22 protein-coding genes are annotated in these 26,969 nt (G+C 70.6%); 5 read left to right on the top strand and 17 right to left on the bottom strand.

What is annotated here, in order from left to right; all coding sequences use genetic code 11:
- Positions 1-112: 112 nt before the first annotated feature.
- The 3 genes from C8E96_RS12995 to C8E96_RS12985 form a co-directional block, all read right to left on the bottom strand.
- A complete protein-coding gene (locus tag C8E96_RS12995; protein ID WP_091383378.1) occupies positions 113-1,399 on the bottom strand; it encodes a M16 family metallopeptidase in 1,287 nt (428 codons plus the stop codon).
- Between the two features lie 98 nt (positions 1,400-1,497).
- On the bottom strand, positions 1,498-2,940 hold the full coding sequence (locus C8E96_RS33225) for an LPXTG cell wall anchor domain-containing protein (protein ID WP_166657969.1): 1,443 nt from the start codon (positions 2,938-2,940) through the stop codon (positions 1,498-1,500).
- Between the two features lie 152 nt (positions 2,941-3,092).
- The gene (locus tag C8E96_RS12985) at positions 3,093-4,820 is read right to left on the bottom strand and encodes a DUF2207 family protein (RefSeq protein ID WP_166657968.1); all 1,728 of its coding nucleotides are present in this window, start codon (positions 4,818-4,820) and stop codon (positions 3,093-3,095) included.
- A gap of 335 nt (positions 4,821-5,155) precedes the next feature.
- Between C8E96_RS12985 and C8E96_RS12980 the strand changes: the two genes are divergently transcribed.
- Entirely contained in the window at positions 5,156-6,256 is a 1,101-nt protein-coding gene (locus tag C8E96_RS12980; RefSeq protein WP_166657967.1) for a neutral zinc metallopeptidase, read from the top strand.
- On the opposite strand, the gene C8E96_RS12975 is transcribed toward C8E96_RS12980, so the two are convergent.
- The 5 genes from C8E96_RS12975 to C8E96_RS12955 all read right to left on the bottom strand — a co-directional run bounded on the left by C8E96_RS12975 (position 6,231) and on the right by C8E96_RS12955 (position 15,021).
- Positions 6,231-6,677 carry a hypothetical protein gene (locus tag C8E96_RS12975; RefSeq protein WP_133794390.1) on the bottom strand — a complete coding sequence of 149 codons (447 nt, stop codon included), beginning with the start codon at positions 6,675-6,677 and terminating at the stop codon, positions 6,231-6,233. The two genes, C8E96_RS12980 and C8E96_RS12975, sit on opposite strands and share 26 nt — an antisense overlap.
- A 30-nt stretch (positions 6,678-6,707) precedes the next feature.
- Entirely contained in the window at positions 6,708-7,769 is a 1,062-nt protein-coding gene (locus C8E96_RS12970) for a potassium channel family protein (RefSeq protein ID WP_091383383.1), read from the bottom strand.
- Positions 7,770-7,873: 104 nt separating this feature from the next.
- The gene (locus C8E96_RS12965) at positions 7,874-11,170 is read right to left on the bottom strand and encodes an ATP-dependent helicase (RefSeq protein WP_228770277.1); all 3,297 of its coding nucleotides are present in this window, start codon (positions 11,168-11,170) and stop codon (positions 7,874-7,876) included.
- A gap of 13 nt (positions 11,171-11,183) precedes the next feature.
- Positions 11,184-11,684 carry a Uma2 family endonuclease gene (locus C8E96_RS12960; protein WP_228772119.1) on the bottom strand — a complete coding sequence of 167 codons (501 nt, stop codon included), beginning with the start codon at positions 11,682-11,684 and terminating at the stop codon, positions 11,184-11,186.
- Between the two features lie 136 nt (positions 11,685-11,820).
- Complete coding sequence (locus C8E96_RS12955; protein ID WP_091383438.1) at positions 11,821-15,021, bottom strand: ATP-dependent helicase; 3,201 nt, start codon at positions 15,019-15,021, stop codon at positions 11,821-11,823.
- A 64-nt stretch (positions 15,022-15,085) separates the two neighbouring features.
- Between C8E96_RS12955 and C8E96_RS12950 the strand changes: the two genes are divergently transcribed.
- Both C8E96_RS12950 and C8E96_RS12945 read left to right on the top strand, forming a co-directional pair.
- Positions 15,086-15,850, top strand: coding sequence for an alpha/beta fold hydrolase (locus C8E96_RS12950; protein ID WP_091383439.1), 765 nt, complete (start codon positions 15,086-15,088; stop codon positions 15,848-15,850).
- Positions 15,847-16,146: an MGMT family protein gene (locus tag C8E96_RS12945; protein WP_091383385.1), complete on the top strand. Its 300-nt coding sequence runs from the start codon at positions 15,847-15,849 to the stop codon at positions 16,144-16,146. The genes C8E96_RS12950 and C8E96_RS12945 overlap by 4 nt, the downstream gene beginning before the upstream one ends.
- On the opposite strand, the gene C8E96_RS12940 is transcribed toward C8E96_RS12945, so the two are convergent.
- The 4 genes from C8E96_RS12940 to C8E96_RS12925 form a co-directional block, all read right to left on the bottom strand.
- Positions 16,147-16,335 carry a hypothetical protein gene (locus tag C8E96_RS12940; RefSeq protein ID WP_091383386.1) on the bottom strand — a complete coding sequence of 63 codons (189 nt, stop codon included), beginning with the start codon at positions 16,333-16,335 and terminating at the stop codon, positions 16,147-16,149. It abuts the gene before it with no gap.
- Between the two features lie 359 nt (positions 16,336-16,694).
- The gene (locus tag C8E96_RS12935; RefSeq protein ID WP_091383387.1) at positions 16,695-17,483 is read right to left on the bottom strand and encodes an alpha/beta hydrolase family protein; all 789 of its coding nucleotides are present in this window, start codon (positions 17,481-17,483) and stop codon (positions 16,695-16,697) included.
- Positions 17,484-17,596: 113 nt separating this feature from the next.
- The gene (locus tag C8E96_RS12930) at positions 17,597-17,974 is read right to left on the bottom strand and encodes a tetratricopeptide repeat protein (RefSeq protein ID WP_228770278.1); all 378 of its coding nucleotides are present in this window, start codon (positions 17,972-17,974) and stop codon (positions 17,597-17,599) included.
- Complete coding sequence (locus C8E96_RS12925) at positions 17,971-18,954, bottom strand: pirin family protein (protein ID WP_091383388.1); 984 nt, start codon at positions 18,952-18,954, stop codon at positions 17,971-17,973. Before C8E96_RS12925 ends, C8E96_RS12930 begins: the two co-directional genes overlap by 4 nt.
- A 262-nt stretch (positions 18,955-19,216) precedes the next feature.
- Between C8E96_RS12925 and C8E96_RS12920 the strand changes: the two genes are divergently transcribed.
- Positions 19,217-19,585, top strand: coding sequence for a hypothetical protein (locus C8E96_RS12920; RefSeq protein ID WP_133794388.1), 369 nt, complete (start codon positions 19,217-19,219; stop codon positions 19,583-19,585).
- Position 19,586: 1 nt separating this feature from the next.
- Here C8E96_RS12920 and C8E96_RS12915 read toward each other — a convergent pair whose 3' ends face one another.
- The 4 genes from C8E96_RS12915 to nirB are packed head-to-tail and all read right to left on the bottom strand — an operon-like array spanning position 19,587 to position 24,293.
- Entirely contained in the window at positions 19,587-20,270 is a 684-nt protein-coding gene (locus C8E96_RS12915; RefSeq protein WP_091383390.1) for a sirohydrochlorin chelatase, read from the bottom strand.
- Entirely contained in the window at positions 20,267-21,427 is a 1,161-nt protein-coding gene (locus C8E96_RS12910; RefSeq protein WP_228770279.1) for a uroporphyrinogen-III synthase, read from the bottom strand. The genes C8E96_RS12915 and C8E96_RS12910 overlap by 4 nt, the downstream gene beginning before the upstream one ends.
- A complete protein-coding gene (gene nirD, locus C8E96_RS12905; protein ID WP_091383392.1) occupies positions 21,424-21,777 on the bottom strand; it encodes a nitrite reductase small subunit NirD in 354 nt (117 codons plus the stop codon). The genes C8E96_RS12910 and nirD overlap by 4 nt, the downstream gene beginning before the upstream one ends.
- Positions 21,774-24,293: a nitrite reductase large subunit NirB gene (gene nirB / locus C8E96_RS12900; protein WP_091383393.1), complete on the bottom strand. Its 2,520-nt coding sequence runs from the start codon at positions 24,291-24,293 to the stop codon at positions 21,774-21,776. Before nirB ends, nirD begins: the two co-directional genes overlap by 4 nt.
- A gap of 120 nt (positions 24,294-24,413) precedes the next feature.
- On the opposite strand from nirB, the gene C8E96_RS12895 reads away from it, so the two are divergent.
- Entirely contained in the window at positions 24,414-25,253 is an 840-nt protein-coding gene (locus C8E96_RS12895) for a DUF1206 domain-containing protein (RefSeq protein ID WP_228770280.1), read from the top strand.
- A gap of 52 nt (positions 25,254-25,305) precedes the next feature.
- Here C8E96_RS12895 and C8E96_RS12890 read toward each other — a convergent pair whose 3' ends face one another.
- Complete coding sequence (locus tag C8E96_RS12890) at positions 25,306-26,853, bottom strand: MFS transporter (protein WP_091383394.1); 1,548 nt, start codon at positions 26,851-26,853, stop codon at positions 25,306-25,308.
- Between the last annotated feature and the right edge of the window lie 116 nt (positions 26,854-26,969).

The raw sequence follows: 26,969 nt of genomic DNA, 5'->3' as shown, positions 1-26,969 counted from the left end.
TGGACTCCTCCTGCGAAGACGGTGACGGCGGACTGGCGGGCCCGCTGGGATGTGGACTCGGGTATGGCGGACGACAACGCGCGGGTGCCCTGGGATGCGGTGTGCTGGGACCTCACTCCGCGGCTCCAGGGGCGGGCGAGATCGTCAGCACGGCGCGGGAGTCCGCGCGCAGGGACTTGGCCGCGGCGGACACCGCGTCGGGGGTGATGGCGGAGATGCGCTCGGGCAGCGAGTACACCAGGGCCGGGTCGCCGTAGAGGAGCTCGAACGCGCCCAGGGCGAGGGTGCGGCTGACCAGGCGGTCGTGCTCCTTGTGCAACGTGGCGGCCCAGCGGGCGGTCACCTTGGCCAGCTCCTCCGCGTCCGGCGGGGTGCTCGCGAGCTTGTCGATCTCCTCGTCGATGGCCGCGAGGATGGTGTCGACGTCGACCTCCGGCGAGTACATCGCGGTGATCGTGAAGGTGTCCGGGTCGCGGGCCTCGAACGGGCCGAACAGGCCGCAGCCCGCGCCGACGTCGGTGACCAGCTGGTCGCCGTAGACCAGGCGCTGCTGCAGGCGCGAGCCGTCGCCATCGGCGAGCACGCCCGCGAGGACGAGGTAGTTGATGTACGCGTCGAGTTCGTCGATCGGGTCCGGGATGCGGTAGCCCAGCGCGACCGCGGGCAGCGGGGCCAGCCGGTCCTCGTGGTCGGAGCGGATCTCACCCGCGGGCGGCGGCTCGGCGAACGACGGCCGCTCCGGGCGTGGACGCGAGGGGACGTCGCCGAAGTGCTTCTCGATCAGCTCTTGGGCGGCGGCGACGGTGAAGTCGCCCGCAACCGTGAGGACGGCGTTCGACGGCGCGTAGTACGTGTCGAAGAAGGCGGCGCAGTCGGCGACGGTGGCCTGCTCGAGGTCTTCGAACCCGCCGTAACCGTTGTGCGCGTTGGGGAAGGTCTGGAACAGCACCGGCGGCAGCAGGATCCACGGGAACCCGCCGTACGGCCGGTTGAGCACGTTGAGCCGGATCTCCTCCTTCACCACGTCGATCTGGTTGCGGAGGTTCTCCTCGGTCAGCTTCGGCGCGCGCATCCGGTCGGCTTCGAGGAACAGCGCCCGCTCCAGCGCCGCCGACGGCAGGACCTCGAAGTAGTCGGTGTAGTCCGGGTGGGTGGACCCGTTGAACGTGCCGCCGGAGGACTGGATGTGCCGGAAGTGGGCGAGCTTCTCGAGGCTCTCACTGCCCTGGAACATCAGGTGCTCGAAAAGGTGGGCGAACCCCGTCCGCCCCTCGGGCTCGGACCGGAAACCGACGTCGTAATGCACGCTCACGCCGACGACGGGCGAGGTCGAATCTGGGGCGAGCACCACGCGCAGCCCGTTGGACAGGGTGTACCTGTGCAGCTCGGAAACGGTCACCAGACGAGCCTACGGGAGCGGGGTGGGGTCGCGTCAGGGTCTGGGGTTCGCCTGTGGACAACTCTGGCGGGCCGTTGCCGGCCCGCCAGAGGGAAGTCCTACTTGGCCGAGCGCTTGCGACGCGCGGTGATCACCAGGAAGCCGCCGAGACCCAGTGCCGCGAGGCCCAGGGCGACCATCGTGCCGACCGCCGCGCCGGTCACCGGCAGGGTGTCGTCGACCGCCGGGGCGGTGCCGCCCTGCGGAGCGGGCGTCGTGCTGGGGGCCGGGCCGGTGGTCGACGGCGCGGTCGTGGTGGTGGGCTGGTCGGCGCACTTCACGGTGAACTTCTCCACCGTGGTCAGGCCGGCTCCGGTAAGGCGAGCGGTGTACTCGCCGTCGGCGAGTTCGCCCGTGTGGCGGGACCACAGGTACGGGCCCTCACCCTCGAACTCGATCGTCGAGTCGAAGAGGTCGGTGCCGTCGACGCCGAACGTGCGCTTCACCGGGTAGTCGCCGCCGATGTCGAAGAACCGGAAGGTCACGTCGGACTTGCCGTCGACGCACCGGGTCTGGATCTGCAGGCCGTCCTCGTCCACCTTGACGCCCGAGCAGTCATCCACCGCGACCTCGGTCTTCGTCACCGTGCCATCGGACCCGGAGACCGTGACGCGGTGTACGCCCGCGGGCAGCGTGTCCAGCTCGACGAACCCGTTCGCCCCGGGGCCGACCTTGACCACCCGCTCGGCGCCGCCGACCTTGATCGTGTAATCGACAGCCGTGCGGTTGGGGTTCGTCACGTCGACGTAGAGCGGCGCGGGCGAGTTGAGGTCGTCCTTGCCGTCGCAGTTCGCGAAGGCGCTGAGTTTGGGCGCGTTCTCCGCCGCGCAGGCGATCGTGAATTCCTTGGTGATCGGGTCCTTGAGGTTCGGGCCGGACAGCGTGGCGAAGTACTCGCCGTCATCGAAGCCGTTCTCAGTGATCCGCAGGAACATGCCGTCAGGAAGGGTGAGCGTCTCGTACGAGATGCCGTATTCGCTCGTGCTCAGGGTGTACTGCTCGGTCTTGCCGCTGGTCGGGTTGGCGACGACGAAGGTCACGATGCCCCAGCCCGCCTTGCACTCGACCTCGACGCTCAGCTCACCCTTCGCGGGCTCGACCTCCGCGCAGTCCTTGACCATCACATCGACGTCGTCAGAGGGCTGGTTCCCGCCCGCGCGCACGGTGTACTGACCCGGAGCCAGACCCTCGAAGAGGACGTGGTGCTGGTCCTTCACCGCATGCAGGGCAGTCGGCTTGGTCTCGTTGTAGTTGACCCCGACGCCCTGCAGCGTGATCGAGTACGGCTCCTCGCGGGTGTCGAGGACGTAGACGTCCAGGTTCGCCACCTTCTCGGCGCAGAAAGCCACGGCCGACAGGAGCGGTCGTGGGGGCTCCGCCTCGGTGGGCTCTTCGGCCACCGGCGGGGCCGGCTGTTCCTGCGCCATCGCGGGGGACGCGGTGAGAGCCATGGTGAGGCCTACCGCTGCCGCGAGGACGACACGGGTCACGGTAGTGAGCAACGCGCCTCCCCTGGAGATGACCAATCGAGTGAATGGTCGACGTTCGAAAGTGCGCGAACGGTACCCCGCGTAGATATCGGATCACCAGCCCACCCCCGTCTGAGTTTCCGCTGCTCAGACGGGGGTAACACGATCGTGATCAGCGGCGATAATCAGCGCTTGCCGAAGACCCCGTCCACGCTGTCGATCAGGGCGTGGAAGCGCTCCGCGAATCGGGCCTGGTCGTAGGCGTCGTCCTGGGTTCCGTACCAGTAGAGACCCGGGGTGCCGTCCGCGGCGACGTCGAGTGCGGCGAACCGGCTCAGCCACTGCTCGGCCTCTTCCAGTGCGACCGCGTAGGGCAGCGAACGGGAGAAGACCAGTTCACGGTCGGCGGCGGGCACGGACTCGGGCGGCACTGATTTCAAGTACCCATGAACCCCACGCACCTGCTGGACGAGCAGCGCGCCCCGCTTGGTTCGCGCGGGCAGGAACCGTGCGCCGACGGCGAGGGCGATGCCGCCGATCACCAGCGCGACACCGGCCAGAGCGTGCCCGACGGTCAGGGCGAGCACGACGGTCGCGGCGACGCCGACGACCGCGAGCACCGCTCCGGCCAACCGGAGCTTGGCAGGCGTGCGGCTGAGCCAGCCGCGCGCCACCGAGTCGGCGTGGATGGCGGAGCGCGCGTCTGCGGTGTTCGGCGGGGCCGACCGCAGCGCGGAGACGGTGACCGACTCCGTGCCCTCGGGGAGCAGCGCCTGGTAGACCGCGCGCTCGTAGTCGGTCAGGGCGTAGTCGGCGGGATTGCGGCGGACCACCTGCCAGTCCTCGCCGGACTCGGTGATCCACAGGTAGTTGCGCACCGCGAGGTCGATCACGGTGGCGGTCAGGTCGCGGGCGTCGACCACCTCGTCGATGACGGTGCCCGCCTGGCCGGGAAGCACGCCGTCCGGTGAGGCGAACACGACCCGGCCGCCCTCGGTGACGAGGACCTCGACCGGCTCGACGTCGGCCGCGGCGGCCTTGGTGTCGCGGCCCCGCGCGACCCACAGCGCGCCGAAGCCGCCGAGCAGGAGCAGCGCCAGCAGCCCCAGCGCGGCGCCGCTGACCGGGGTCAGCGCGAACGCGCCGGCCTTCACGTTCTCGAACCGCGCGTTGGCGGGCACCAGCCCGGCGGGCAGGGTGGCGCTCAGGTCGACCCGGGCACCGGAGTCGAGATCGGACTGCACGACCCGCAGGACCCCACTGGAGTCGATCAGCGCCGAGTCGCACGGGTCCTCGGTGCCCGACTGGCCCGCGAGGCACACGAAGTCGTTGCCCGGCTTGGGGGTGAGCAGGGACGCGCGCAGGAAGACGAGCTTGGTGTCCCAGCCGTTCGCGACCTGCCATCGGACCTGCACGTGGTCGCCGAAGTCGGCCACCGCACCGTCCACTGTGTACTTGACGGTCGACGCGCCCTCGCCGAGTTTGATGGTGAAGGTGTCGGCGGTGGCCTCGGCGGTCCCGTTGCCGTCCACCGTGGCGTCGCGCACGGCGAAGACACGGTCGCCGATGCGCAGCGGCGCGACCCGGGTCATCGTGTTCTTCGCCTGGACGATGACCTGCTCGATCACCGTCAGCCTGCCGTCGCGCTCGACCTTGAGCTGGATGTTGACGCTGCGCGGCAGCGTGGTCGGGACGCCCTGGCCCTCCGGCCGCCCCGGCCTGCTCTCGGTCGGCGGCCGCGGGTCGATCGACGGCGCGCCCGACTTGGTCGGCCCCGGCGTCGCACCTGGCTTCGGCACCGGGAAGTCGATCGTGGGCGCGTCCGACGGTGGCGACGGAAACGACGGCTGAGCTGCGGACAACGAGATCCCGGCCACCACAATCGCGGTGGCTACCCCCCAATTCGTGAACACGCCAGCGAACGATAGCCGAGCGCCCATATGCTCACGCACCGTCTGGCGAAATCTACGACGGGGGAACAATGACTCAGCCGCCTGGGGGGCCGTGGCGTCCACAAGGGCCCTACCCGCCACCGATGCCGGTCGCGCCGCCGCCGTTCGCGCGGCCGCTCCCCCCGCCCGGGCACCCTCCACATGGGAACAGGCCCGCGGGCCCGCCGCCGATGGGCGCGCAGCCGCCGACCGGAACCCGGCAGTTCGGCCACCCTGGGCAGCCCCAACCCGGCAGGCCGCCGTACGGGCCGCCGATGGCGGGCCCGCCGATGGGCGGCCCCGCTTACGGGCCACCGATGTCCGGACCGCCGTACGGACCGCCGCCGGGTGGGCCCTACGGACCGCCGATGGGCGGACAGCCCCCGTGGCGGCCGATGTACGCGCCCATGCCGAAGAAGTCCAACACCGGGCCGATCGTCGCGATCACCCTGGTCGCCCTGCTGGTCGTGGGGGCGGGCGCCTTCGGCTTCGTGCAGAAGAACCGCCGCAGCTCGGCCGATGACATCGGCTACTCCTCGCCGACCACCACCTACTCGACGCCGACGTACGACAGCACGACCACGCGCGAGACCACCACCACTACGGAGACCACGACCACCACCACGGAGACCACGTCCGAGACGGATCGCACGACCACCACGACCACGACGCCGACGAAGACCACGCCCGCCGAGCCGCAGCCGGTCTACCGCCTCGGCGACAACCCGATCTTCAGCACGACCAACGGGGTCAACGCGGCCACCTGCAGCCTGCCCGCGTGGCGCAGCGAACCGGCGGCCGCGGAGGCCTACCTCAACGCGGCCCTGCCGTGCCTGGAGCAGGCGTGGCAGCCCGCGATGGCGCGCGCCGGCCTGCCCTACCGGCGGCCCGCGATCAAGTCCCCGGCGGGCACGTCGTGGAGCACGCCATGCGGTTCGGTGACGAAGGGGCAGGCGCCTGCGTTCTACTGCTACAAGGACAACACGCTCTACATGCCCTTCGCCGGACTGCTGACCGAGCGGTACGGGAACAAGACCGGTGCCTACCTCGGCATCCTCGCGCACGAGTTCGGCCACCACGTGCAGCACCTCACCGGCATCCTCGAGACCTACTTCGAGGCGCGGTACGAGGCGGGCGACCAGACCCCGGCCGGTCTCGAGCAGTCCCGCAGGCTCGAACTGGAGGCGTCCTGCTTCGCGGGCATGTGGTTCGCGGGCGCGCAACACGGTGGCGGGTCGATGACCAACCCGATCATCGGTGACGCCATCGCCGACGCCTACCAGCGCGGCGACTGGGAAGGGCGCATCCGCGACCACGGGACACCGCAGCACAACGGGGCGTGGATGGAGCAGGGGTTCAAGGAGAACCGGACCTACCAGTGCAACACGTGGGTCATGGACCCACAGCACGTGTCCTGAGCGACTCGCCCGCCGTCCGCCGGAACAACTCGGCGAAGCCCGCGCCCGCGATCCCCGCGAACACACACAGGACGACGCCGAGCGGTCGGGCGTCGGTGGTCGCGGAGGTCCGGGCGTGGGCGAGGCTGGCGGTCTCCTCACCAAGAGCGATTCGGACGGGCTCGCCCACCTCGTGGCCGCACGCGTCGAGCTTGATCCGCTCCTCGCGGCCGTCCCGCTGGTAGGTGACCTCCTCGGGCTGGTCCGCTTTGGCGCAGCCGACCGCCTGAACCACCTTGGCGTCGACTTCCACGCGCACGTCGGAGTTCGACCAGAGGCCGAGTGCGCCGGTCAGCGAGATGAGGACCGCCACGAGGATGCTGAACAGCGCCGACCCAGCCGCCTGGGCGGCGGGCACTCTTAGCTCAGGCGGCAGACGCACCCACGGATCGTCGCAGACCGCGCAAGGGTCCTAGTCGTCTGCCGGAGTGACCTTGCGGATGTACAAGATGCGGTCGCCGGTTTCGATGGCGTCGGCTTCCGACGAGTCGACGCGGAAGAGCTTTCCGGCGCGGACGATGCCCAGGACGATGTCGGGCAGGTGCCGGGGTGAGCCACCGACCTCGCTGTCCTCGACCTCCCGCTCGGAGATGGCCAGACCCGCGTCGGGGGTGATGAGGTCCTCCACCATGTCGACCACGGTCGGGGTGTGCGTGGCCATGCCCAGCAGGCGGCCCGCGGTTTCACTGGAGACGACGACCTGGTTCGCGCCGGACTGGCGCACGAGGTGGACGTTCTCCGTCTCCCGCACCGCGGCGACGATCTGCGCCTTGGGCGCCATCTCGCGCGCGGTCAGGGTGATCAGGACGGCCGAGTCGTCCCGGTTGGCGGCGACCACGACTGACTTGGCCCGCGGCACCCCCGCCACCCGCAGCACGTCGGACCGGGTGCCCGAGCCGTGCACGGTGACCAAGCCCAGCAGCGACGCCGCGTCGAGCATGGCCTGGTCGGTGTCGACCACCACGATCCGACTCGGGTCGATCCCGTCGGACAGCACGGCGCTGACCGCGGAGCGGCCCTTGGTGCCGTAGCCGACGACGACCACGTGATCGCGCACCTTCGACCTCCACCTTTGGATCTTGACAACCTGACGGGACCGTTCGGTCAGCACCGCGAGCGTGGTGCCGACCAGGACGATGAGGAAGAGGATGCGCAGCGGGGTGATCACCAGGATGTTGATCAGCCGGGCCGAGTCGCTCGCGGGCGTGATGTCGCCGTATCCGGTCGTGGAGAGCGACACGGTGGCGTAGTAGACGGCGTCGAGGAAGGAGATGCCGTCCTCGTTGACGTCCCGGTAGCCGTCACGGTCCAAGTAGACGATGAGGACCGCGGCGAACAGGGCGAGCACGGCCCAGACGAGGCGCCGGGCGATCGCGGTGACGGGGCTGACGCTGGACTCTGGCATCCGCAGGATGCCCACGAGTTCATGTTCAGCTCGCTCGGAGAGGCCCAACGTCTTCAGGCTGCGCTTCATGGGTTCCCCCGCCGAATCCACTGACTCACGTGGGCAGGTTAGCCGGATCACGGCCCTGTCGGCTGAGCGGGCTCACGGCGTTCATTCGGGCTGCCCGCTTTGCCCTATTTGGGCTCGGGCACGGGCACCGACCGCAGCAGGGCCCGCAGTCCGTCGGCGTCGAGCAGGTCGACCGGACGCAGCGTCGTGCCGTGCCGGACATAGTGGAACGCGGCCCTGACCTCGGCGATGTCGATTCCGGACAGACCTGCCCAGGCGAGGCGGTAGGCGGCGAGCTGGACGGTGAGGGCGGGCAGGTGCTCCTCGTCGGGGACACGGCCGGTTTTCCAGTCGACGACGGTCCAGCCGCCATCCGGGTCGAGGAACACGGCGTCCATGCGGCCGCGGACGGCGACACCGTCGATCTCGGTGGAGAACGGGACCTCGACCTCGTGCGGCACCCGGTCGGCCCACTCGCTGCGGAGGAAAGCCTCGCGCAGGGCGTCGAGGTCTTCGTCGGGGGCGGCGCCGTCGTCGGCGGCGCCGGGGAGTTCATCCAGGTCGAGCAGGGCGCGGGAGCCGAACCGCTTCTCCAGCCAGGCATGGAAGGCGGTGCCTCGGCGGGCCACCGGGTTCGGCGGGAACGGCAGTGGGCGGCGCAGGCGCCGGGCGAGGGCTTCCGGGTCGGCGGCGAGTTCGACGAGCTGGCTCACCGAGAGCTGGTCCGGGAGCACGACCTGCTCGCGCCGGGCGGACGCGGCCGCCCGTTCGGCGAGGAGGACGTCGGTGTCGCGGACCCAGCCGTCGGGGTCGTCGGGTTCGTCGTCGAACTCCTCGCCTTCGCGCATGGCCGTGAGTTCCGCGCGGACGAGGGCGGCGCCGGTGGCGACGTCGGAGCGGCGGTCGCGCAGCGGGTCGGCGGGCCAGGTCGCGGTCTTGACCGCGGTGGCGATCGGGTTGTCGGCGCCCTCCTCGGGCTGCGGGGTCCAGACGTCGAGGAGTTCGGGCGGCCACTGTTGCTCGGTGACGTAGTCGGCCAGGTCGGTCAGGAAGTCCGACGGGCCGCGCGGCTTGGCCCCGGTACGGCCCCACCAGTGCCCGGAAACCAGCAGCGACCGCTCGGACCTGGTGAGCGCGACGTAGAACAGCCTGCGTTCCTCGACGAGGCCGCGTTCGGCGAAGTCCTCGTTGTGCGCCTTGAGGGCCTGCTCGACCTCTTTGCGGTCGGCGGCGCTCGTGAGGTCGAGCTTGGGCAGGTCGGCGGCGTCACCACGCAGGTCGGCGGGCATCTCGGTGACCGCGCGCAGCCAGCTTCCGCCGCGCCTGCCGCTGGGGAAGACGTCGCGGACCAGGTGCGGGACGGCGACGATCTCCCACTCCAGGCCCTTCGCCGAGTGGACCGTCAGGATCTGGACGCGGTCTTCGGCGACCTCGACCTCACCGGGTTCGAGGCCGTCCTCGGCCGCTTCGGCGGTGGCGAGGTAGTCGAGGAGGGCGGGCAGGCTCGCCGAGGGGCTGGCGCGCGCGTAGTCGGCGACGACGTCGGCGAAGGCGTCGAGGTGGGCGCGGCCCGCGCCGCCGCGGCGGGCGGTGGCCTCGATGTCGAGCTGCATGGTGCGTTCGACGTCGGCGACCAGTTCGGGCAGCGGCTGGTCGAGCCTGCGGCGCAGCATGGTCAGCTCAGAACCCAGGGACCGGATGCGCTCGTAGCCGAGTTCGGAGTACGCCTCGCGCGGGCCCGGGTCGTCGATGGCGTCGACCAGGCCCGCCTGTTCGACGCCTTCGCCGGGCAGGACGTCGGATGCCGCGGCGTCGCTGATCGGCTCGCCCGCGAACGCCTCGGCCAGTTTGCGGGCGCGCCCCCACAGTGCGGCAAGGTCGGCGGCGCCGATGCGCCAGCGGGAGCCGGTCAGCAGCCGGGCGGCGGCAGTGCCCGCGAGGGGGTCGATGAGCACGCGCAGGGCGCTGACCAGGTCACGGATCTCGGGTTCGTCGAGCAGGCCGCCGAGTCCGACGACCTCCACCGGCAGCCCGCGTTCACGCAGGGCGCTCGCCAGGTCGGCCATGTCGGCGCGGCGGCGGACGAGGATGGCGGCGGTGGGCGGCTTGTCGTGCTCCTCGATGGCCGCGTGCCAGCGGTCGGCGACCTGGTTGGCCACCCACTGCACCTCGGTGTCCACATCGGACAGCAGGGCGAGCCGGATGTCGCCCGCGGGAGCGCCGTCCCGGGCGCGGAGCTCGTCGACTTCGAGGCCGAGGGCGCGCAGCGGGGCGGACACGGCGTTGGCCAGGTCGAGCACTTCCGGCGGGTTGCGGAAGCTGGTGAGCAGCCCGTAGCGGGTGGCCGGGACGAGTTTCCCGTTGTCCCGCCGGGGAAAGTCGGTGGTGAAGCGCGGCAGGTTGGCCGCGCTGGCGCCGCGCCAGCCGTAGATCGCCTGGGCCGGGTCGCCGACGGAGGTGACCGGCATCGGCTCCGCGTCGGGATGTTCGAGCGAGCTGCCGAACAGCGACCGCAGCAGGACTCGCTGGGAGTGGCCGGTGTCCTGGTATTCGTCGAGCAGCACCGCGCCGAACCGCTCACGCTCGCCGCGCACGACCTCGATGTGCCCGGCGGCCAGCTTGGCGGCGAGCGACATCTGGTCGCCGAAGTCGACCGCGCCCTCGCGCCGCTTCCGGTCGGAGTAGGCGGCGACCATCGGCAGCAGCGCGACCCGGAAGCGTTGGGTGACAAGGACTTTCTGCAGGTCCTGGGACAGGTCGGCGCGCTGCCCCTTGGCCCGCGGCGCGGACTCGATCAGCGCGCACATCGTCTCGGCGTGCCGGGCGAGCGCCGCCTCGTCGATGAGGTGTTCGGACAGCTCCCCCGCGACGGCGAGCAGGTATTTGGTGATGGTCGCGGGAACGAGGTCGGTCTCGAGGTCGTGGTTCCACGTGGACACCACCCGGTGCGCCAGCTGCCAGGACGCCGTCTCCGTCAGCAGCCGCGCACCCGGCTCGACCGGCAGCCGCAGCCCGTGCTCGGCGACGATGCGCCCGGCGTAGGCGTGGTAGGTCAGGATCGTCGGCTCACCCGCGAACACCGCGGCGCGCCGCTCCCCCGACGGGTCGAGCTTGTCGAGCAGCCGCGAGCCCGCGAGCCTGCGCAGCCGGGACCGCACCCGGTCGGCCAACTGACGGGCAGCCTTGCGGGTGAAGGTCAGGCCGAGGACGCGCTCCGGGGTGACCAAACCGTTGGCCACCAACCACACCACGCGCCCGGCCATCGTCTCGGTCTTGCCCGCGCCCGCACCCGCGACGACGAGCGCCGGATCGGGCGGGGCGGCGATGACCAGGCACTGTTCGGCGGTCGGCGGCGGCAGGCCGAGTTCGTGGGCGAGTTCACGGGGACCGACAAGGGCCAGCCCGGGCAGCGGAAGGCTCACAACGGATACGCCCTCATCGCGACAGCGCGGCCAGATCGATCCGCAGCTCGCAGGGAGCCACGACTTCCAGCCCGCGTTCGGCGCGCTGAGATTCCTCGTAGTTCCCGTCTGCCAGCGAATACACGGTTACGGTCACGGGTGGGGCGGGGTCGACGAGCCAGAAGTTCGGGATGCCCGCATCGGCATACTCGAACGGCTTGACCGTGGTGTCGACAAGTTCCGAACCTGGCGAGACGATCTCGACCGCGAGCACCACATCCTCCGCTCTCACCAGCGGCTCATCTTGATCGACAGCGGCGGTGGTGATCACGAGGTCGGGCACGCGGACGGTCGGCGACGACACGTCGACAACGATGCCGACCTCGGGGAACACCCGCAGACCCTGGGAGATCTGCGAGTCGATCTGGCTGAACATCCTGGCGAGGACTCGCATGTGGATCGGCGTGCGGGTTGGGCTCACTGTCACCAGTCCATCGTGAAGTTCATGCCGATCGTCACCGTCCACGGTCAACACCGTGAACTCCGCCGCCGAATATCGGCGGCGGGGATCGTAGGCGGTGCGGAGTGGCCGGACCGAGTTCATGGGGCTTAATCTACCCCGCCGAACGGCCGAATCCGGGTCACCAACCATTCGATCACCTGTTCGAGTGTTATTCGGTCACTTGCCTGCCGCTGGAGTGCAGTGGGCAGGTGAAACGCACCGGACAACGTGGGCAGTCCGGGCTTTCGAACGCGTTGTATTCCGGGCCCACCATGGACCCCGCGGCGTCGCGGACGATGTTGAGCCAGTGGTCCACAACCTCGCCGTGCAACGGTTCCTGACCTCGTTCGGTTGCTTTGCCGCGGCTCTTCTTCGCGACATAAACCAGGCGCGCGCCACCCGGGAGGTCGGCGAGGCCGTCGCCCGCGAAGGCGCCATACGCGGCGGCCAGCTGGTACACCGCCAGCTGCGGGTGCTCCTTGGCGTCGTCGGCGCTGATCGGCTGTTTTCCGGTCTTGAGGTCGATGATCACCGGGCGGCCCTCGTTGTCGACCTCCAGCCGGTCGACCCGGCCGCGCACGGTGATGCCGTCGGGCAGGTCCACCGACACGTCACGTTCGACGGCGACCTGGGTCAGTTCGCCGCGGGTGTCGCGGACCCAGGTCAGGAACGTGTCGACCATGGCGCGCACGCGCTGCTGTTCACGGCGGGAGAACCACGGCGCGCCCGCGTCGACCCGGGTCCACGCCTTGTCCAGTTCCGCCATCAGTTCCTCACGCGACGCGCCGGAGGCGGCGGCCTGAGCCAGGGCGTGCACGAGCGTTCCGGTGACAGCGGCGAGTTCGACCGGGTCCTGCCCGCCGTGCCGCTCGACGACCCACCGCAGCGGGCACTTGGCCAGAACCTCCACAGTGGACGGTGAGACCCGTACCGGCTCCGCCCTGGCGCGCAAGGGTTCCATGCTCGACAGCTCGGGCAGCCCGTACCAGCTGTCGGGGTGGGCGCCGGGGACGTTGGCCGCGGCGAGCCGGGCGAGCTGGCGGGCGGCGAGCGCGCGGCGGCCGCGGTCGGCGGCGCCGTCGCAGACGACTTGGCGCAACTCCCCCACCAGGTCCGCGAGCACGAGCGCGCGTTCGGGCTGGGCCACCGGGATCAGCGACTCGGCCTCCGGGTCGGTCGCGTCGACGCCGGAAAGCTCGGCCAGGAACCGTGACGGCTGTTCCTCCTCGCCGCGGACAGCGCTCACCAGGAGCATGCCCCGGGCCCGGCTCGCCGCGACGAGCAGCAGCCTGCGTTCCTCGGCCAGCAAGGGAGCAGTGGCGGAGAGCGAATCCGAGTTGGTGACCCCCGACAGCAGATCGATGAGCCGCTCGACGCCGAGCAGCGAGCCGCGCAGCCGCAGGTCGGGCCAGGAGCCTTCCTGCACTCCGGGCACGGCGACGACTGTCCACTCGCGACCAGCGGACGCGTGGGCGGTCAGCACGGCGACAGCTTCGCCTTGGGGCGCCGAAGGAGCCAAGGTGTCGCCTGCGATGCGGTGGCTGATGAGGTGTTCGGCGAAGCCCGCGATGCCGGAGCCGGGCAGCCGGTCGGCGTAGCGCTCGGCGGCGTGGAACAGCGCCACGATGGCGTCGAGGTCGCGGTCGGCCTGGGCGCCGACCGGACCGCCGCGGGCCGCCGTCGACACCCAGCGGGCCTCCAGGCCGCTGCCCTGCCAGACCTCCCACAGGATCTGCTCGATGCCCGCGCCATCGGCGATTCCCTTGCGGGCGGCGGAAAGCAGGGTCGCGACCCGGCGGACCGGCCCGACCTCGGCGGCTTCCAGGGCGCTGAGCCGGTCGTCGTCGGTGAGGACCTCGACGAGCAGGTCGTCGCTGGACTTGTCGCCGCCCGCCGCCTGTTCGAGCCTGCGCAGACCGCGCCGCAACCGCCGCAGCGCCAGCGGGTCGGCGCCGCCGAGCTGCGAGCTGAGCAGCATGGCGGCCATCGCCGGGTCGAGCAGCGCGGGCACGGCGGCGCACCGCAGCAGGGCCAGGAACGGCCGCACCGCGGGCTGCTGGGCCAGCGGCAGCTCGTCGCCGGGGGCGGCGACCGGGACGCCCGCCGCCGCCAAAGCACGGTGCAGCACGGGAACCGAGCGGGTCGCGGAGCGCACGAGCACCGCCATCTCCGACCACGGCACGCCGTCGAGCAGGTGCGCCCGGCGGAGCTGGTCGGCGACCCAGGTGGCCTCGGCCGCGGACGACGCGTGCAGCCGGACCTGGACCGTGCCGCCCTGGTCTTTGGACTTGTCGACCCGGCGCTGCCCGGCGCCGGGCAGCCGCGCGGCGAGCTGGGAGACGGCGCGGCGAACGGCGGGCGCCATGCGTCGGCCGGTGTCGAGCACGATCGTGGCCTGCGACTCCGCGTCACGCAGCAGCCGGGGATCGGCGCCGCGGAAGGAGAAGATCGCCTGGTCGGGGTCGCCGGTCACGACGAACTCCTTGGCGGCGCTGCCAAGCCGGTGCAGCAGCCGGTACTGCAGCGGGTCGAGGTGCTGCGCGTCGTCGACCAGCAGGTACCGCACGCGGGCCCGCTCGGCGGCGAGCAGCTCGTCGTCGGTCTCGAAGGCCAGCAGGGCGCTCGCGACGAGCTCGGCGGCGTCGAGCGCGGGGGCGCTGGTGTGGGCGACGGCGCTGTCCGACGCCCCGTGCAGCAGCGTGACCTGCTCGTACTGCATGCCGAACCGGCCCGCCGCGACCCACTCGTCGCGACTCTCCCGCTCGCCCAGGGTGATCAGGTCTTCGGGGCCGAGGCCGCGCTCGGCGGCACGCAGAATCAGGTCGCGCAGTTCCTCGGCGAACCCAGCCACCCCGAGCGCGGGGCGCAGCCGCTCCGGCCAGTACTTGGCGCCGAACTCGACGTCGCCTTCCAGCAGTTCGCGGATCACCGTGTCCTGCTCGGGGCCGGTGAGCAGCCGGGGACCGGGCTCGTCGTGGAGCATCGCCTGGATGCGCAGGACCGAGAACGCGTAGGAGTGGACCGTGCGGACCAGCGGTTCGCGGACCGTGCGCGGGGCGCCCTCGTCGGCGTGGTCTGTCAGCAGCGCGGTGATACGGGAGCGCAGGTCGGCGGCGGCACGGCGGCTCGACGTGAGCACGAGCAGCTGTTCCGGGTCGACGCCGCCGCGCAGCATCCGGTCGGCCGCGAGCTCCGCGAGGAGGGTGGTCTTGCCGGTGCCGGGGCCGCCCAGGACGCGGACGAACCCGTCGCTGCCCGCGAGCACCCGCTGGGCGTCGGCGCCCCAGTTCGAGGCCTGCCGGTGCGCCGCAGGTCGGCGCACGAGCTGCGGCGCGTTGGGGGTTCTCGCGGCGGCCACACCCGATTGCATCACGAGGGGGTGACAGCCTTGGACGCGGCACGCCCGGCCAGGCCGAGATGGCATGATCGCGCCCATGGCCGATGCCTTACATGTTCACTCGTACGGGTCGATCGAATCGCCGCCGGTGCTGTTCCTGCACGGGATCGCCGGGCATGGCGCACGGTTCCGCAGGCTCGCCGAGAACCACCTCCGCGACTACCGCGTCGTGGCACCTGACCTGCGAGGACACGGGCTGTCCGACCGGCTGCCGCCGTGGACGCTGGAGCAGCAGGCGGCCGACCTGCTGCGGGTGCTCGACGTCCACGACCTCGACTCGGTGCCGGTGGTCGGCCATTCGTTCGGCGGGTTGGTCGCACTGCACCTGGCCCGGCTGGCACCGCAGCGGGTGCGCAAGCTCGTGCTGCTGGATCCGGCGGTGAAGGTGACTCCCGAGGACGCGGCGGAGTACGCGCAGACCGCGGAGGTGATCCGCGACGACCGCGGCGAAGCGCTGGCGACGCAGCGGCACGACTGGCCGGGTGAGCCCGAGGAGCACATCGAGGAAGAGGTCACGGCGAACTGGGTGGAGGTCGACGGCCACTGGCGGCCGCGCTACAGCCCGGCCGCGGTGATCACCGCGTGGAGCGAGATGTGCCGGGCGCCGCGGCTGCCCCCGCCCGGGCTGCCGACCCTGCTCGTGGAGGCGACGCGCGAGGAGTTCGTCGGGCCCGAGTTCGTGAAGGCGTGCCGGTTCACCCTGGGCGACGACTTCCGGCACGCGGCGCTGGACCTCGGGCACATGGTCTACCTGGAGGACCCGGCGGGGATCGCCGCGCTGATCGACGAGTTCATCCGATGAGCGTCGACGAACAGCTGCACGAACGCATCCGCGACGCCGTCCGGTCGGTCCCCGCGGGGCGCGTGGCGACCTACGGCGACATCGCGGAGATCGCGCGGGCGTCGACGCCTCGGCTGGTCGGGCGGGTGCTGTCCGAGGACGGGCACGACCTGCCGTGGCACCGGGTGCTCCGAGCGAGTGGGAGGCCTGCCCCGCACCTGGCCCGCAGGCAGCTGGAGCTGCTGCGGGCCGAGGGCGTGCCGGCAGTCAACGACAAGGTCGATCTACGGACCTATCGCTGGGGTGTGCGTGATTGATTAGCCTCGTTTGACTGTCTCGGGGTCGAGGCCGAGCATCTCAAGGAGCTGCAGGCAGTCGGCTGCGTCGGCGGCGTGGTCGGCCACGGTGCGAGCGGCGCGGTGGCACTGCTCGGCGTTGTGCATCGACTCGATTTCACGGGCGGCGGCGATCCGACCCACCGTGGGTGCTTCGTGGGCAAGCGTCATGAAGGCAACCTTCCTAAGGGCGGCCGCCGCGCGAAGAGCATCGAGGTTGCTCACAGGGAATCCCACAGCGTGCCGGCCGGGAATACGACCTCACTCTTTCAGCCCAATAGGGGTCGCCACAACCCCCCAGACGGAGTCGTGCCGCTGGGTCATCGGCCGGTCACTGGGTGTTCGCCCAGGTCACGAGCGATGTTGGCGCAAGAATGAGACAAGGCCGACGATGAGATACGCGGCACCGACGAGGGCCGCGACCAGACCAATGCCCATGTAGTCAAAGACGCGGTGGCGGTGGGGTCGGTTCCGTCCGGCTTGCAGGCTGGTTGGACTGTCGTCGTCGCGCTTGGTCCGCGAGGGCGGGGTCAGTCGATCTCGGGGGTGAAGGACTCCGGCAGGTAGGGGTCCGCCCAGGCGGCGATCAGCTGGGCCACTCGCTTGGCGTGCAGGGGTGAGGTCAGCAGGTGGTTGGCGCCGTCGAGGGAGATGAAGGACTTGGGGTGGCGGGCGGCGGTGTAGATGCCCGCGGCGTTGGTGATGTCGACAATGTCGTCGTCGGGTGAGTGCAGGATGAGCAGGGGGCGGTCGAGCCGGGCGATGTGGTCGGCCAGGCGCTGTTCGCGAAGGTCTTCGAGGAATTCGCGGCGGATGCGGAACCACTTGCCGCCGAGGCTGACCTCGGCCTCTCCCGCGTGCTCGATGTCGGTGAGGGCGTGTTCGAACAGGTGGGCCACGTGCGCCGGGTCACTGGGGGCGCCGACGGTGACCACGGCGCGGACCTCGGGGATCTGCCCCGCCGCCGCCAGCACGGCGGCGCCGCCGAGGGAGTGGCCGATGATCAGCGAGGGCGCGGTGAAGTTGTCGCGCAGGTAGGCGGCGGCGCGGACGATGTCGGCGACGTTGGAGGAGAAGGTGGCGTTCGCAAACTCGCCGCCGGAGTCGCCGATGCCGGTGAAGTCGAAGCGCAGGACGGCCAGGCCGCGGTCGGTCAGCGCGCGGGAGACGCGGCGGGTGGCCTGGTTGTTCTTGCCGCCGGTGAAGCAGTGGGCGAACAGCGCGTATGCCTCGGGCTCCTTGGGCGGGAGGTCCAGGGTGCCCGCGAGGGTCTCGCCGCCGGTGCCGGTGAAGGTGACTTGATGTTGCCCAGTTCGCACGCCGCCAGGGTAGTGGTCCCTGGAACGCTGCCCCGCCGAGGTTTCGGCAGGGCAGCGAGTTTCGCCGTCCAGGTCAATCGATGTCGAGTGTGGACAGTTCGGGTGCGCGGGCGCTACTGATCGCCTTTCCGCCTGCCCGCCTGGGTTTCGGCCGCGGCGAGGGCGTCGGCGGACTCCGTGGTGCCGAGCATCGCGTGGGCGAGCCGCAGGTGCACGACGGCCTCGCCGTGCTTGCTCTGGCGGGCGAGCGCCCGGCCCAGCAGCGTGTGGGCGTAGGCGTCCGACGGGTCGAGGTCGACCAGCCTGCGGGCGACCGCCTCCGCCGGGCCGAGCGCGGCGGAGTGGAAGTGCGCCAGGGCCAACTCGGTGAGCACCGAGCGGGACGTGGGCTCCAGCTCCGCGGCCTGGGCGAGGTAGCGGGCGGCGGCCGACGGGTTGCCGCTCTCGCGGTACAGGCGGCCCTGTTCGAGCAGTGTCATCACGTCGGTCACGTCAACTCCTCGTCCGAACTCGTGCGGTGGATGGCGGGGACCTGGCCCAGCCGCCCGGCTTCGTAGTCCTCGAACGCCTGCAGGATCTCCTGCCGCGTGTTCATCACGAACGGTCCGTAGCGGGCGACCGGCTCACGGATGGGCCTGCCACCGAGCACCAGGACTTCCCACCCGGTCGGCGAGTTGCCCGGCTGACGGTCGGCGCCGCGCAGCGTCAGGGCCTCACCCGCGCCGAACACGGCCAGCTGGCCTTCGTTAAGCGGGCGGCGCTCGATGCCGACGGTTCCGTTGCCGGACAACACATAGACCATCGCGGTGAAGTCCTCGGGCCACGGCATGGTCAGCCGCGCCCCGGCGTTGAGGGTGGCGTGCAGGTACGTGATCGGCGTGTACGTCGACCCCGGACCCTTGTGCCCGTCCAGGTCACCGGCGATGACCCGGACGAGCGCGCCGCCGTCGTCGCTGGAGAGCAGCTTGGCGTCGCGGGCCTCGATGTCCTGGTAGCGCGGCTGCGCCATCTTGAGGGAGCGCGGCAGATTCACCCAGAGCTGCACGCCGTGGAACAGGCCGCCCTTGGCGACCAGGTCCTGCGGGGGCATCTCGTTGTGCAGGATGCCCGAGCCCGCGGTCATCCACTGGGTCGAGCCGTCGGTGATCAGGCCGCCGCCGCCGATGGAGTCGGTGTGCTGCATGGCGCCGTCGATCATGTAGGTGACCGTCTCGAAGCCGCGGTGCGGGTGCCATGGGGCGCCCTTGGCCTCACCGGGGCCGTACTCGACGGCACCCATCTGGTCGAGCAGCAGGAACGGGTCGGCGTCGGGCAGGTCCACGCCCGGGAACGGCCTGCGCACCGGGAAGCCCTCGCCCTCGAAGAACTTCTGGACGGTGACGACCTTGCGGACCCCACGCCAGGACGTGGCCGACTCCGGCAGCTCCGGCAGGCGGGGCAGGGTCAAGGTGTCGGCGGTGATCGCAGGCATCTCGGCCTCCTCTCACTCTCGGCCACCGGGCTTGGCGGCCATCTGGACGCTGCAACTTAGTTGCGCGTTCAATTATTCCCCATGCGCGCGTCCGCCGCTTGTTCACGATCGCGTGGATAGTCCACCCCGGGCTTGACGCTTACGTCTAGCTCGGGATAGACGTAGGTTTGAAGCGCCGCGACTTGGTCAAGAGAGGCGAGCGGCTCGCGGTGGAGATCTTCAAGGAGTGCCAGGACGTGCTCGGGAAGGGATGGTGGCGCAAATGAAGACATTCCACGCTGAGGTATCGCGCGACGGAAAGTTCTGGCTCATCCGGATCCCCGAGGTCGGGCGGTCGACTCAGGCATTGCGCTACCGGGACGTGCGACCGATGGCGGCTGAACTCATCGAGATCATGGGTGAGACCGAGGAATACGAGCTCAAGGTGACAGTGGCACTCCCAAGCGCGGTGGAAGACCACCTCGCCCGGGCGGAAGTCCTCCGCGCGGAGGCGGCGCAGAAGAACTCCGAAGCGGCGATGGAGTCCCGGGCCGCCGTCCGTGAACTGCTCTCCCAAGGGCTATCGCAGCGCGAGGCAGGCGAGATTCTCGGGCTCTCATTCCAGCGGGTCAACCAGCTCGTGAATTCCTGAGCTAAGCGGCGGCGCGGTAGTACAGGCCTTCGGCGTAGCGGCGGACTACCAAGTCGGCCACGCGGGGGTGGTCACCAAGCGGTTCCGCGATCACGTCGGCCGGGCAGCCTGCGACGGCGCGTTGGAACAAGCCGGGGGCCAACAGCCAGGAGGCGACCGCGACCCGGTCCGCCGTCTCGCGGACTTCCGCCACCACGTCGGAGATCCGTGGGGCGGCCGTGGCGGCGTAGCCGATGCGGACGATGGAGCCCGTGCGGTGGCTGAGCAGGGTGGCCGCGCGGCGGACGTCGGCCAAGGCGCGGGGGTCCGATGAGCCTGCGGCGGCCATGACCACCGCGTCGCCGGGGCGCCAGCCTGCTTCACTCAGCCTGTCGTGCATGGCGGCGACCAGGCTGGGGGCCGGGCCCAGGGCCTGGGTGACCGACACCTCCGTCGCGCCGGACAGGGCGATTTGGGCGGGGACGTCGACGCGCACGTGGTAGCCGGAGGCCAGGAAGGCCGGGACGACCACCGCGGGGCCGCGCACCGAGCGCAGGACCGTGGTGACGTCGGGGGCGCGGACGTCGGCAAAAGCGACCTTGACGGGGACCTCGGGCAGCAGGGCCCGCACCTCGTCGGCCAGGGCGTGCGTTGTTCGGGCGCCGGATTCCGCTCGGGTTCCGTGCGCCACCAGGACCAGCGTCATGCGATCGGCACCGCCAAGCGGTAGCCGCGCTTCACCACGGTCTGCACCAGCGACGGCTCACCCAGGGCGGCACGCAGCCTGCCGACAGCGGTCTCGACGGCGTGTTCGTCGACACCCGCCTCGCGGCCCGAGTGCCTGCGCAGGACGCCAGCCAGCGCCGGGCGGGACAGCACCCGGCCGGGGGTCGCGGCGAGTGCGCGCAGCAGGGCCATCGGGGCAGGCGGGACCGGACGGAGCTCACCGTCGAACACGACCGCCTGGCCGCGAAGTTCCAGATCACGCCCCTCGACGGACAGCCGCACGGCCCGCTGGGGCAGGGTCACCGCCAGCTCTCGGACCAGGGCGCCGATGCGGGCGCGCTCCGGGCAGACCACGGGGATGCCGAGGCTGGTCAGCGGCCCGGCGGTGATCGAGCCGACGCCGACGACGAGCACCCGCGAGCGCAGGGCGTCGAGCAGCGCGTCCAGGCGGCCGAGGCGGTCGGCTGTCTCCAGGACGCTGGCCGCGGCAGGCGCGCTGGTGAAGGTGATGGCGTCGACCTGGCCCGCGAGGACGGCGTCGATGAGCCGCTCCAGGGGACCCGGGTCGACCGGGCCGGTCCAGCGGTAGACCGGGATCTCGACGACCTCGCCACCGGCTTCGCGCAGGGCTTCGACGAACTCGCGCAGCGGCTCGCCGTGGAGCTGGACCGCGATGCGCTTGCCCTCGACGCCCACGTCGAGCAGGTAGTCGAGCAGTTCGGCGCTGGCCTCGGACTCCGGCGACCACTTCTCGACCAGGCCCGCGGCCCGCACGGCACCCTTGGCCTTGGGGCCGCGGGAGAGCACGTCGGCCTTGCGCAGGACGTCGAGCAGGTCCTGGCCCAGGCCCCAGCCGTCGGCGGCCTCGATCCAGCCGCGGAAACCGATGCCGGTGGTGGCCACGGCGAAGTCGACCGGGCCACCCTCGATCAGGCTGGTGGTGGCGGCCAGCAGGTCGCTGTCGTCGGCGAGCGGGATGATCCGGATCGCGGCGCCGTGCAGCACGGTGGCGCCGCGACGCTCCATCAGGGCACCCAGTTCGTCCGCGCGGCGGGCTGCGGTGACGCCGATGGTGTAGCCGGCTAGGGGAGAGATCTGGCTCTCGGTCACCTCGGGTACCTCCAGGAGCATGGTCATGGCTGCCCCAGGAGGATGGTCGCATCGCAGACGCAGACCGGGTATGTGGGGACGGACACGTCGGCGTCCTCCAAGCAGGCACCTGTTCGGAGATCGAAGTGCTGCTTGTGCATCGGCGAAGCCACGACCGGCGTTCCACCGATGTCCCCGACGATACCGCGTGAGAGCACCGCCGCACCGCTGAACGGGTCCACATTGGAAACGGCGTACAGCGCGTCGTCGTGGGTGCGGAACACCGCGACCTGGGTGCCGTCGGGCAGCAGCACCGCGACCCCCTGCTCGCGGGCCAGGGCGTCCACCGGGCAGACCTCGGTCCAGCTGGTCTCGATCAGCACGGCCTCAGCGGTCATCGGGCACTCACCTCCGGGATGCCGAGCAGCACCGGAACCTTCTGGCCACGCTCCTCGCGGAAGGTGATCGTCGGGTCCGGCGTGCCGGGCGCGTTGACGAACGAGCTGAAACGGGCGAGCTTCTGTGGGTCGGCGAGCACACCGGCCCATTCGTCGGCGTAGTCGTCGACGTGCTGCGCCATCTGCGCTTCGAGTTCGGCGCACAGTCCCAGGCTGTCGTTGACGACGACGTCACGCAGGTGGTCGAGGCCGCCTTCGAGGCCGTCGAGCCAGGTGGAGGTGCGCTGCAGGCGGTCGGCGGTGCGGATGTAGAACATCAGGAACCGGTCGATGACCTTGAGCAGCGTCTCCTTGTCCACTTCGGACACCAGCAGGTCGGCGTGGCGCGGCATCATGCCGCCGTTGCCGCCCACGTAGAGGTTCCAGCCGTTCTCGGTGGCGATGATGCCGAAGTCCTTGCCGCGCGCCTCGGCGCATTCGCGGGCACAGCCCGAGACGGCGGACTTGAGCTTGTGCGGTGCGCGCAGGCCGCGGTAGCGCAGTTCCAGCTCGATGGCCAGGCCGACCGAGTCCTGCACGCCGTAGCGGCACCAGGTGTCGCCGACACACGACTTCACCGTGCGCAGCGCCTTGCCGTAGGCGTGGCCGGACTCGAAACCGGCGTCCACCAACCGCTTCCAGATCGCGGGGAGCTGGTCGACGGTGGCGCCGAACAGGTCGATGCGCTGGCCGCCGGTGATCTTCGTGTAGAGCCCGTAGTCCTGGGCGACCTGGGCGATGACCATCAGCTTCTCCGGCGTGATCTCGCCGCCGGGGATGCGCGGCACGACCGAGTAGGTGCCGTTGCGCTGCATGTTGGCCAGGTAGCGGTCGTTCGTGTCCTGCAGCGCCGCCTGCTCACCGGCCAGGATGTGGCCGTTGCCAAGGGAAGCGAGGATCGAGGCGACCGCGGGCTTGCAGATGTCGCAGCCGCGTCCGCTGCCGTGCTTGGCGACCAGTTCGCTGAACGTGGTGATCCCGGTGACCCGGGCGATCTCGAACAGCTCGGCGCGGGACTGGCTGAAGTGCTCGCACAGCGCCTTCGACTGCTCGACACCGCAGGCGTTGAGGAGCTGCTTGAGCATCGGCACACACGACCCGCAGGAGGTGCCCGCCTTGGTGCACGACTTGATCGCCGGGACGTCGGCGCAGCCGCCTTCGAGGATCGAGTGCTTGATGTCGCCCTTGGTGACACCGTTGCAGGAACACACCTGCGCCTCGTCGGGAAGCGCGTCGATGCCGACTCCCCCACCACCGCCGCCGGACGGCGCCAGAATGGAGCCGGGGTCGCCGGGCAGGGCGCGGCCGACCATGGGCCGCAGCATCGCGTAGTCGCTCGCGTCGCCGACCAGGACACCGCCGAGCAGCGTCTTGGCGTCGTCGGAGATGACGAGCTTCTTGTAGGAACCCTTGACCGCGTCGTTGAACACGACCTCGAGCGCGCCCTCGGTGGCCGCGTGCGCGTCGCCGAAGCTGGCGACGTCGACGCCCATGAGCTTGAGCTTGGTCGACAGGTCCGCGCCCGGGAAGCTCGCCGTGCCACCGAGAATCCGGTCGGCGGCGACCTCGGCCATGGAGTAGCCGGGGGCGACGAGGCCGTAGACCATGCCGTCGAGGTTGGCGCACTCGCCGATGGCGTAGATGTCGGGATCGCTGGTACGGCAGCCTTCGTCGACCACGATGCCGCCGCGTTCGCCGACGGTCAGGCCGGACTCACGGGCAAGCTGGTCGCGCGCGCGGATGCCCGCGGAGAACACCACGAGGTCGAGGTCGAGCTCGACACCGTTGGACAGCTTGGCGAGCAGCCTGCCGCGGTCCTCTTCGATGGAGGTCGTCGACGTTCCCGCGTGGACGGTCACGTCGAGGCCCTCGATGAGGCGCTTGAGCAGCGCGCCGCCGCCCTCGTCGACCTGCAGCGGCATCAGGCGCGGGCCGAGCTCGACGACGTGCGGCGACAAACCCATGTCGCGCAGGGCCTTCGCGGCCTCCAGACCGAGCAGGCCGCCGCCGAGGACCATCGCCGCGCCACGGCCCTTGCCCTTGGCGGCGCGGGCGGCGGAGTCGCGGATCGCGTCGAGGTCGTCGATCGTGCGGTAGACGTGGCAGCCGGGCAGGTGCCTGCCGGGCACCGGCGGGACGAACGGGACCGAGCCGGTGGCGAGCACGAGCACGTCGTAGGACTGGGTGAGCCCGCCTGCGGTGCGCACGACCTTCGACTCGCGGTCGATCGTGACGACAGGGTCGCCGAGCCGGAGCTCCACGCCGTCGTCGTCGGTGAACTCCGCGCCTTCGAGCTGCAGGGTCATCGGGTCCCAGGAGTCCACATAGGACGTCAGGGCGACCCGGTCGTAGGCGGGCCGGGCTTCCTCGGCGATGACGAGGACGCGCCAGCCGCCTTCGGCGTCACGGTCGCGCAGGGCCTGGACGAGCCGGTGCCCCACCATCCCGTTGCCGACGACGACGAGTGTCCGCGTCATACTGCTGCCTCCTCGTTTGGGTGCTTCCGTAATGCTGCGGTCCGCCCGTGTCGAGTCGACGTCTCTGATGTTGCGCCGCTGTTACGTATCCCTCCCGCCGCAGGTCAAAAGGTGGTGCGTGTGACCTGGCTCCCAACGGGGTACTACTTTTCGGTGGACAACCCTGCCGATTTAGTCAGAACCAACAACGCGGTGCAGGTGCTCGGCCGAGTGGGCATGCTCTTCTACGGAGCGGTGCACGTCCTGGTCGCCTGGCTGGCCCTGCAGATCGTCCTCGGCGACGGCGCCCAGTCCGACTCCAAGGGCGCGCTGGCCGAGATCGCGTCGACCACCATCGGCCCGGTCCTGCTCTGGACCGTGGCGATCGGCCTCTTCCTCTTCGCCCTGTGGCAGTACGCCGAAGCGGCCTCGGGCTTCCGCTACATCCCGGAGAAGCGCAAGCGGGTGGGCAAACGGGTGGGTGCGGGTGCGCGAGCCACCACGGCCGTGCTGATCGGGGTCGGCGCCATCAAGATCGTCACCGGCAAGGGCGGCACCAATACCACCGGTGAGCAGCAGGAGCTCACCGCGCGTGTGCTCGCGCTTCCGTACGGTCAGTGGCTGGTCGGCGCGGTCGCGGTCGGCATCCTGGTGACCGCGGCGGTCATCTTCCACAAGGGGGTCAAGCGGTCCTTCACCAAGGACCTCGACATGTCGGAGCTGCCGGACGGCACGCAGCGGTGGGTGAAGCGCATCGGCCGTATCGGCTGGATCGGCAAGGGCGTGGCGTACGGGGTGATCAGCATGCTCGTCGGCCTGGCGGCGATCACGGCCAACCCGGAGGAGTCCGGCGGGATGGACAAGGCGCTGCACACGGTCGCGGACCAGCCCTACGGGGCGGCGCTGCTGATCCTGATCGCGCTGGGCCTGGCCGCGTTCGGCGTGTACTGCTTCGCCGCGGCGAAAGCCCACCGGGCCTGAACAGCCGGATGGCCCGCACTCCACGAGTGCGGGCCATCGGCTTTCCCCTATCTCAGACTCCCGCGTAGGCCAGGCTCGGCACCCGCGAGGTCTCCGACGTCTTGCGCAGGTAGAAGAACCAGGTCATCGCGCCGAAGATGACGTAGGCGACGATGAAGACACCCAGGGCCGAGGTGGACCAGGTGGCGTTGGCCGCCGCGGCCTCGGCCTTGGCTTCCACGGTCTTCGCGCTCGCCACGGCACTGCTGACCGGGACGCTCGCCAGCCGGAAGATCTGCTGGATGAGGAACCCGCCGAAGGCGCCGATCGCACCGGCGATGCCGATGACCGCGGCCGACTGGCGCTTGAAGCTCAGCAGGGTGGCGTCGAGGTCGCCGCCCTTCTCCGCGTGCTCCTTGCGGCCGAGCGCGCCGAAGATGACCGGGATCATCCGGTAGGTCGAGCCGTTGCCCGCACCGGAGAGGGCGAAGATCACCATGTAGGAGGCGAAGAACAGCGGGAAGCTGCGCTGGTTGACCCCGTACATCGCCAGCATCGTGAAACCGGCCATGGCGGCGAACACCCACAGGGTGACCTTCGCGCCGCCGATGCGGTCGGACAGCCAGCCGCCGAACGGCCGGGTGACCGAGCCGATCAGCGCGCCCAGGAAGCCGAGGCCCGCCAGGTACGTCCCGATGAACGGGTTCTGGATCAGGAACTCCGGGAACGTCAGCTTGATCACCAGCGGCAGCGCGAACGAGAAGCCGATGAACGAGCCGAAGGTGCCGATGTAGAGGATCGACATGACCCAGGTCTGCGACTGCTTCAGACAGGACGAGTAGGACTTGGTGTCCGCCTTGGCCATCGTGAGGCTGTCCATGAAGAACCACGCGCCCACGACAGCGGCGATGATGAACGGCATCCACATGATGCCCGCGTAGGCCAGGTGCACGGGGTGGATCGGGTTCTTCGCGATCGAGTACGGCACGCCGATGATGACGACCAGCGGGGTCAGCAGCTGCACCGTGGCGACGCCGAGGTTGCCGCCCGCGGCGTTGAGGCCGAGCGCGAGTCCCTTGCGCTTCTCCGGGTAGAAGAACGAGATGTTCGCCATCGACGACGAGAAGTTGCCACCGCCGACGCCCGCGAGCGACGCCACGATCAGCAGGATGACGAACTGCGTGTCGTGGGACTGGCTGCGCACGAAGTCGAAGTGCACCATGGCGGCCAGGGCGGTCGTCGGGATCAGCAGCAGGGCCGCGCTGATCGTCGTCCACAGGCGACCACCGAACTTCGGCACGGCGAAGGTGTAGGGGATTCGCAGCGTCGCGCCGACCAGGTTCGGCAGGGCGGTCAGCCAGAACAGCTCGCTGGCCGCGAACGGCGTGCCGCCACCGAAACCGGCGTTCGACAGGTTCAGCACGACGACGGACCACAGCACCCAGATGGAGAACCCGAGGTTCTCGGCGAAGATCGAGAAGATCAGGTTCCGGCGCGCGATGGGCTTGCCGGTCTTCTCCCAGAACTCCTCGTTCTCGGGCTCCCAGTGGTCGATCCAGCGACCACCGCGGGACTTGGTCTTCTGGTCGCTCGTGGGCGGGGACTCGGCTACCACGCTCATTGCTGTCCTCCTCGTACTGCCGTTGCGGCAGAAGCTACGGGCCGGAAATTTCGCTTATGTGCCACGCGATGACACCGAAGGCACGATGTCCGCACGTTTGGGTGAGCAGGCCTGTG

This window comes from Actinokineospora alba, assembly GCF_004362515.1.
In the GTDB taxonomy this organism is placed as follows: Bacteria; Actinomycetota; Actinomycetes; order Mycobacteriales; family Pseudonocardiaceae; genus Actinokineospora; species Actinokineospora alba.
This window is presented reverse-complemented; position numbering and strand designations above follow the sequence as displayed.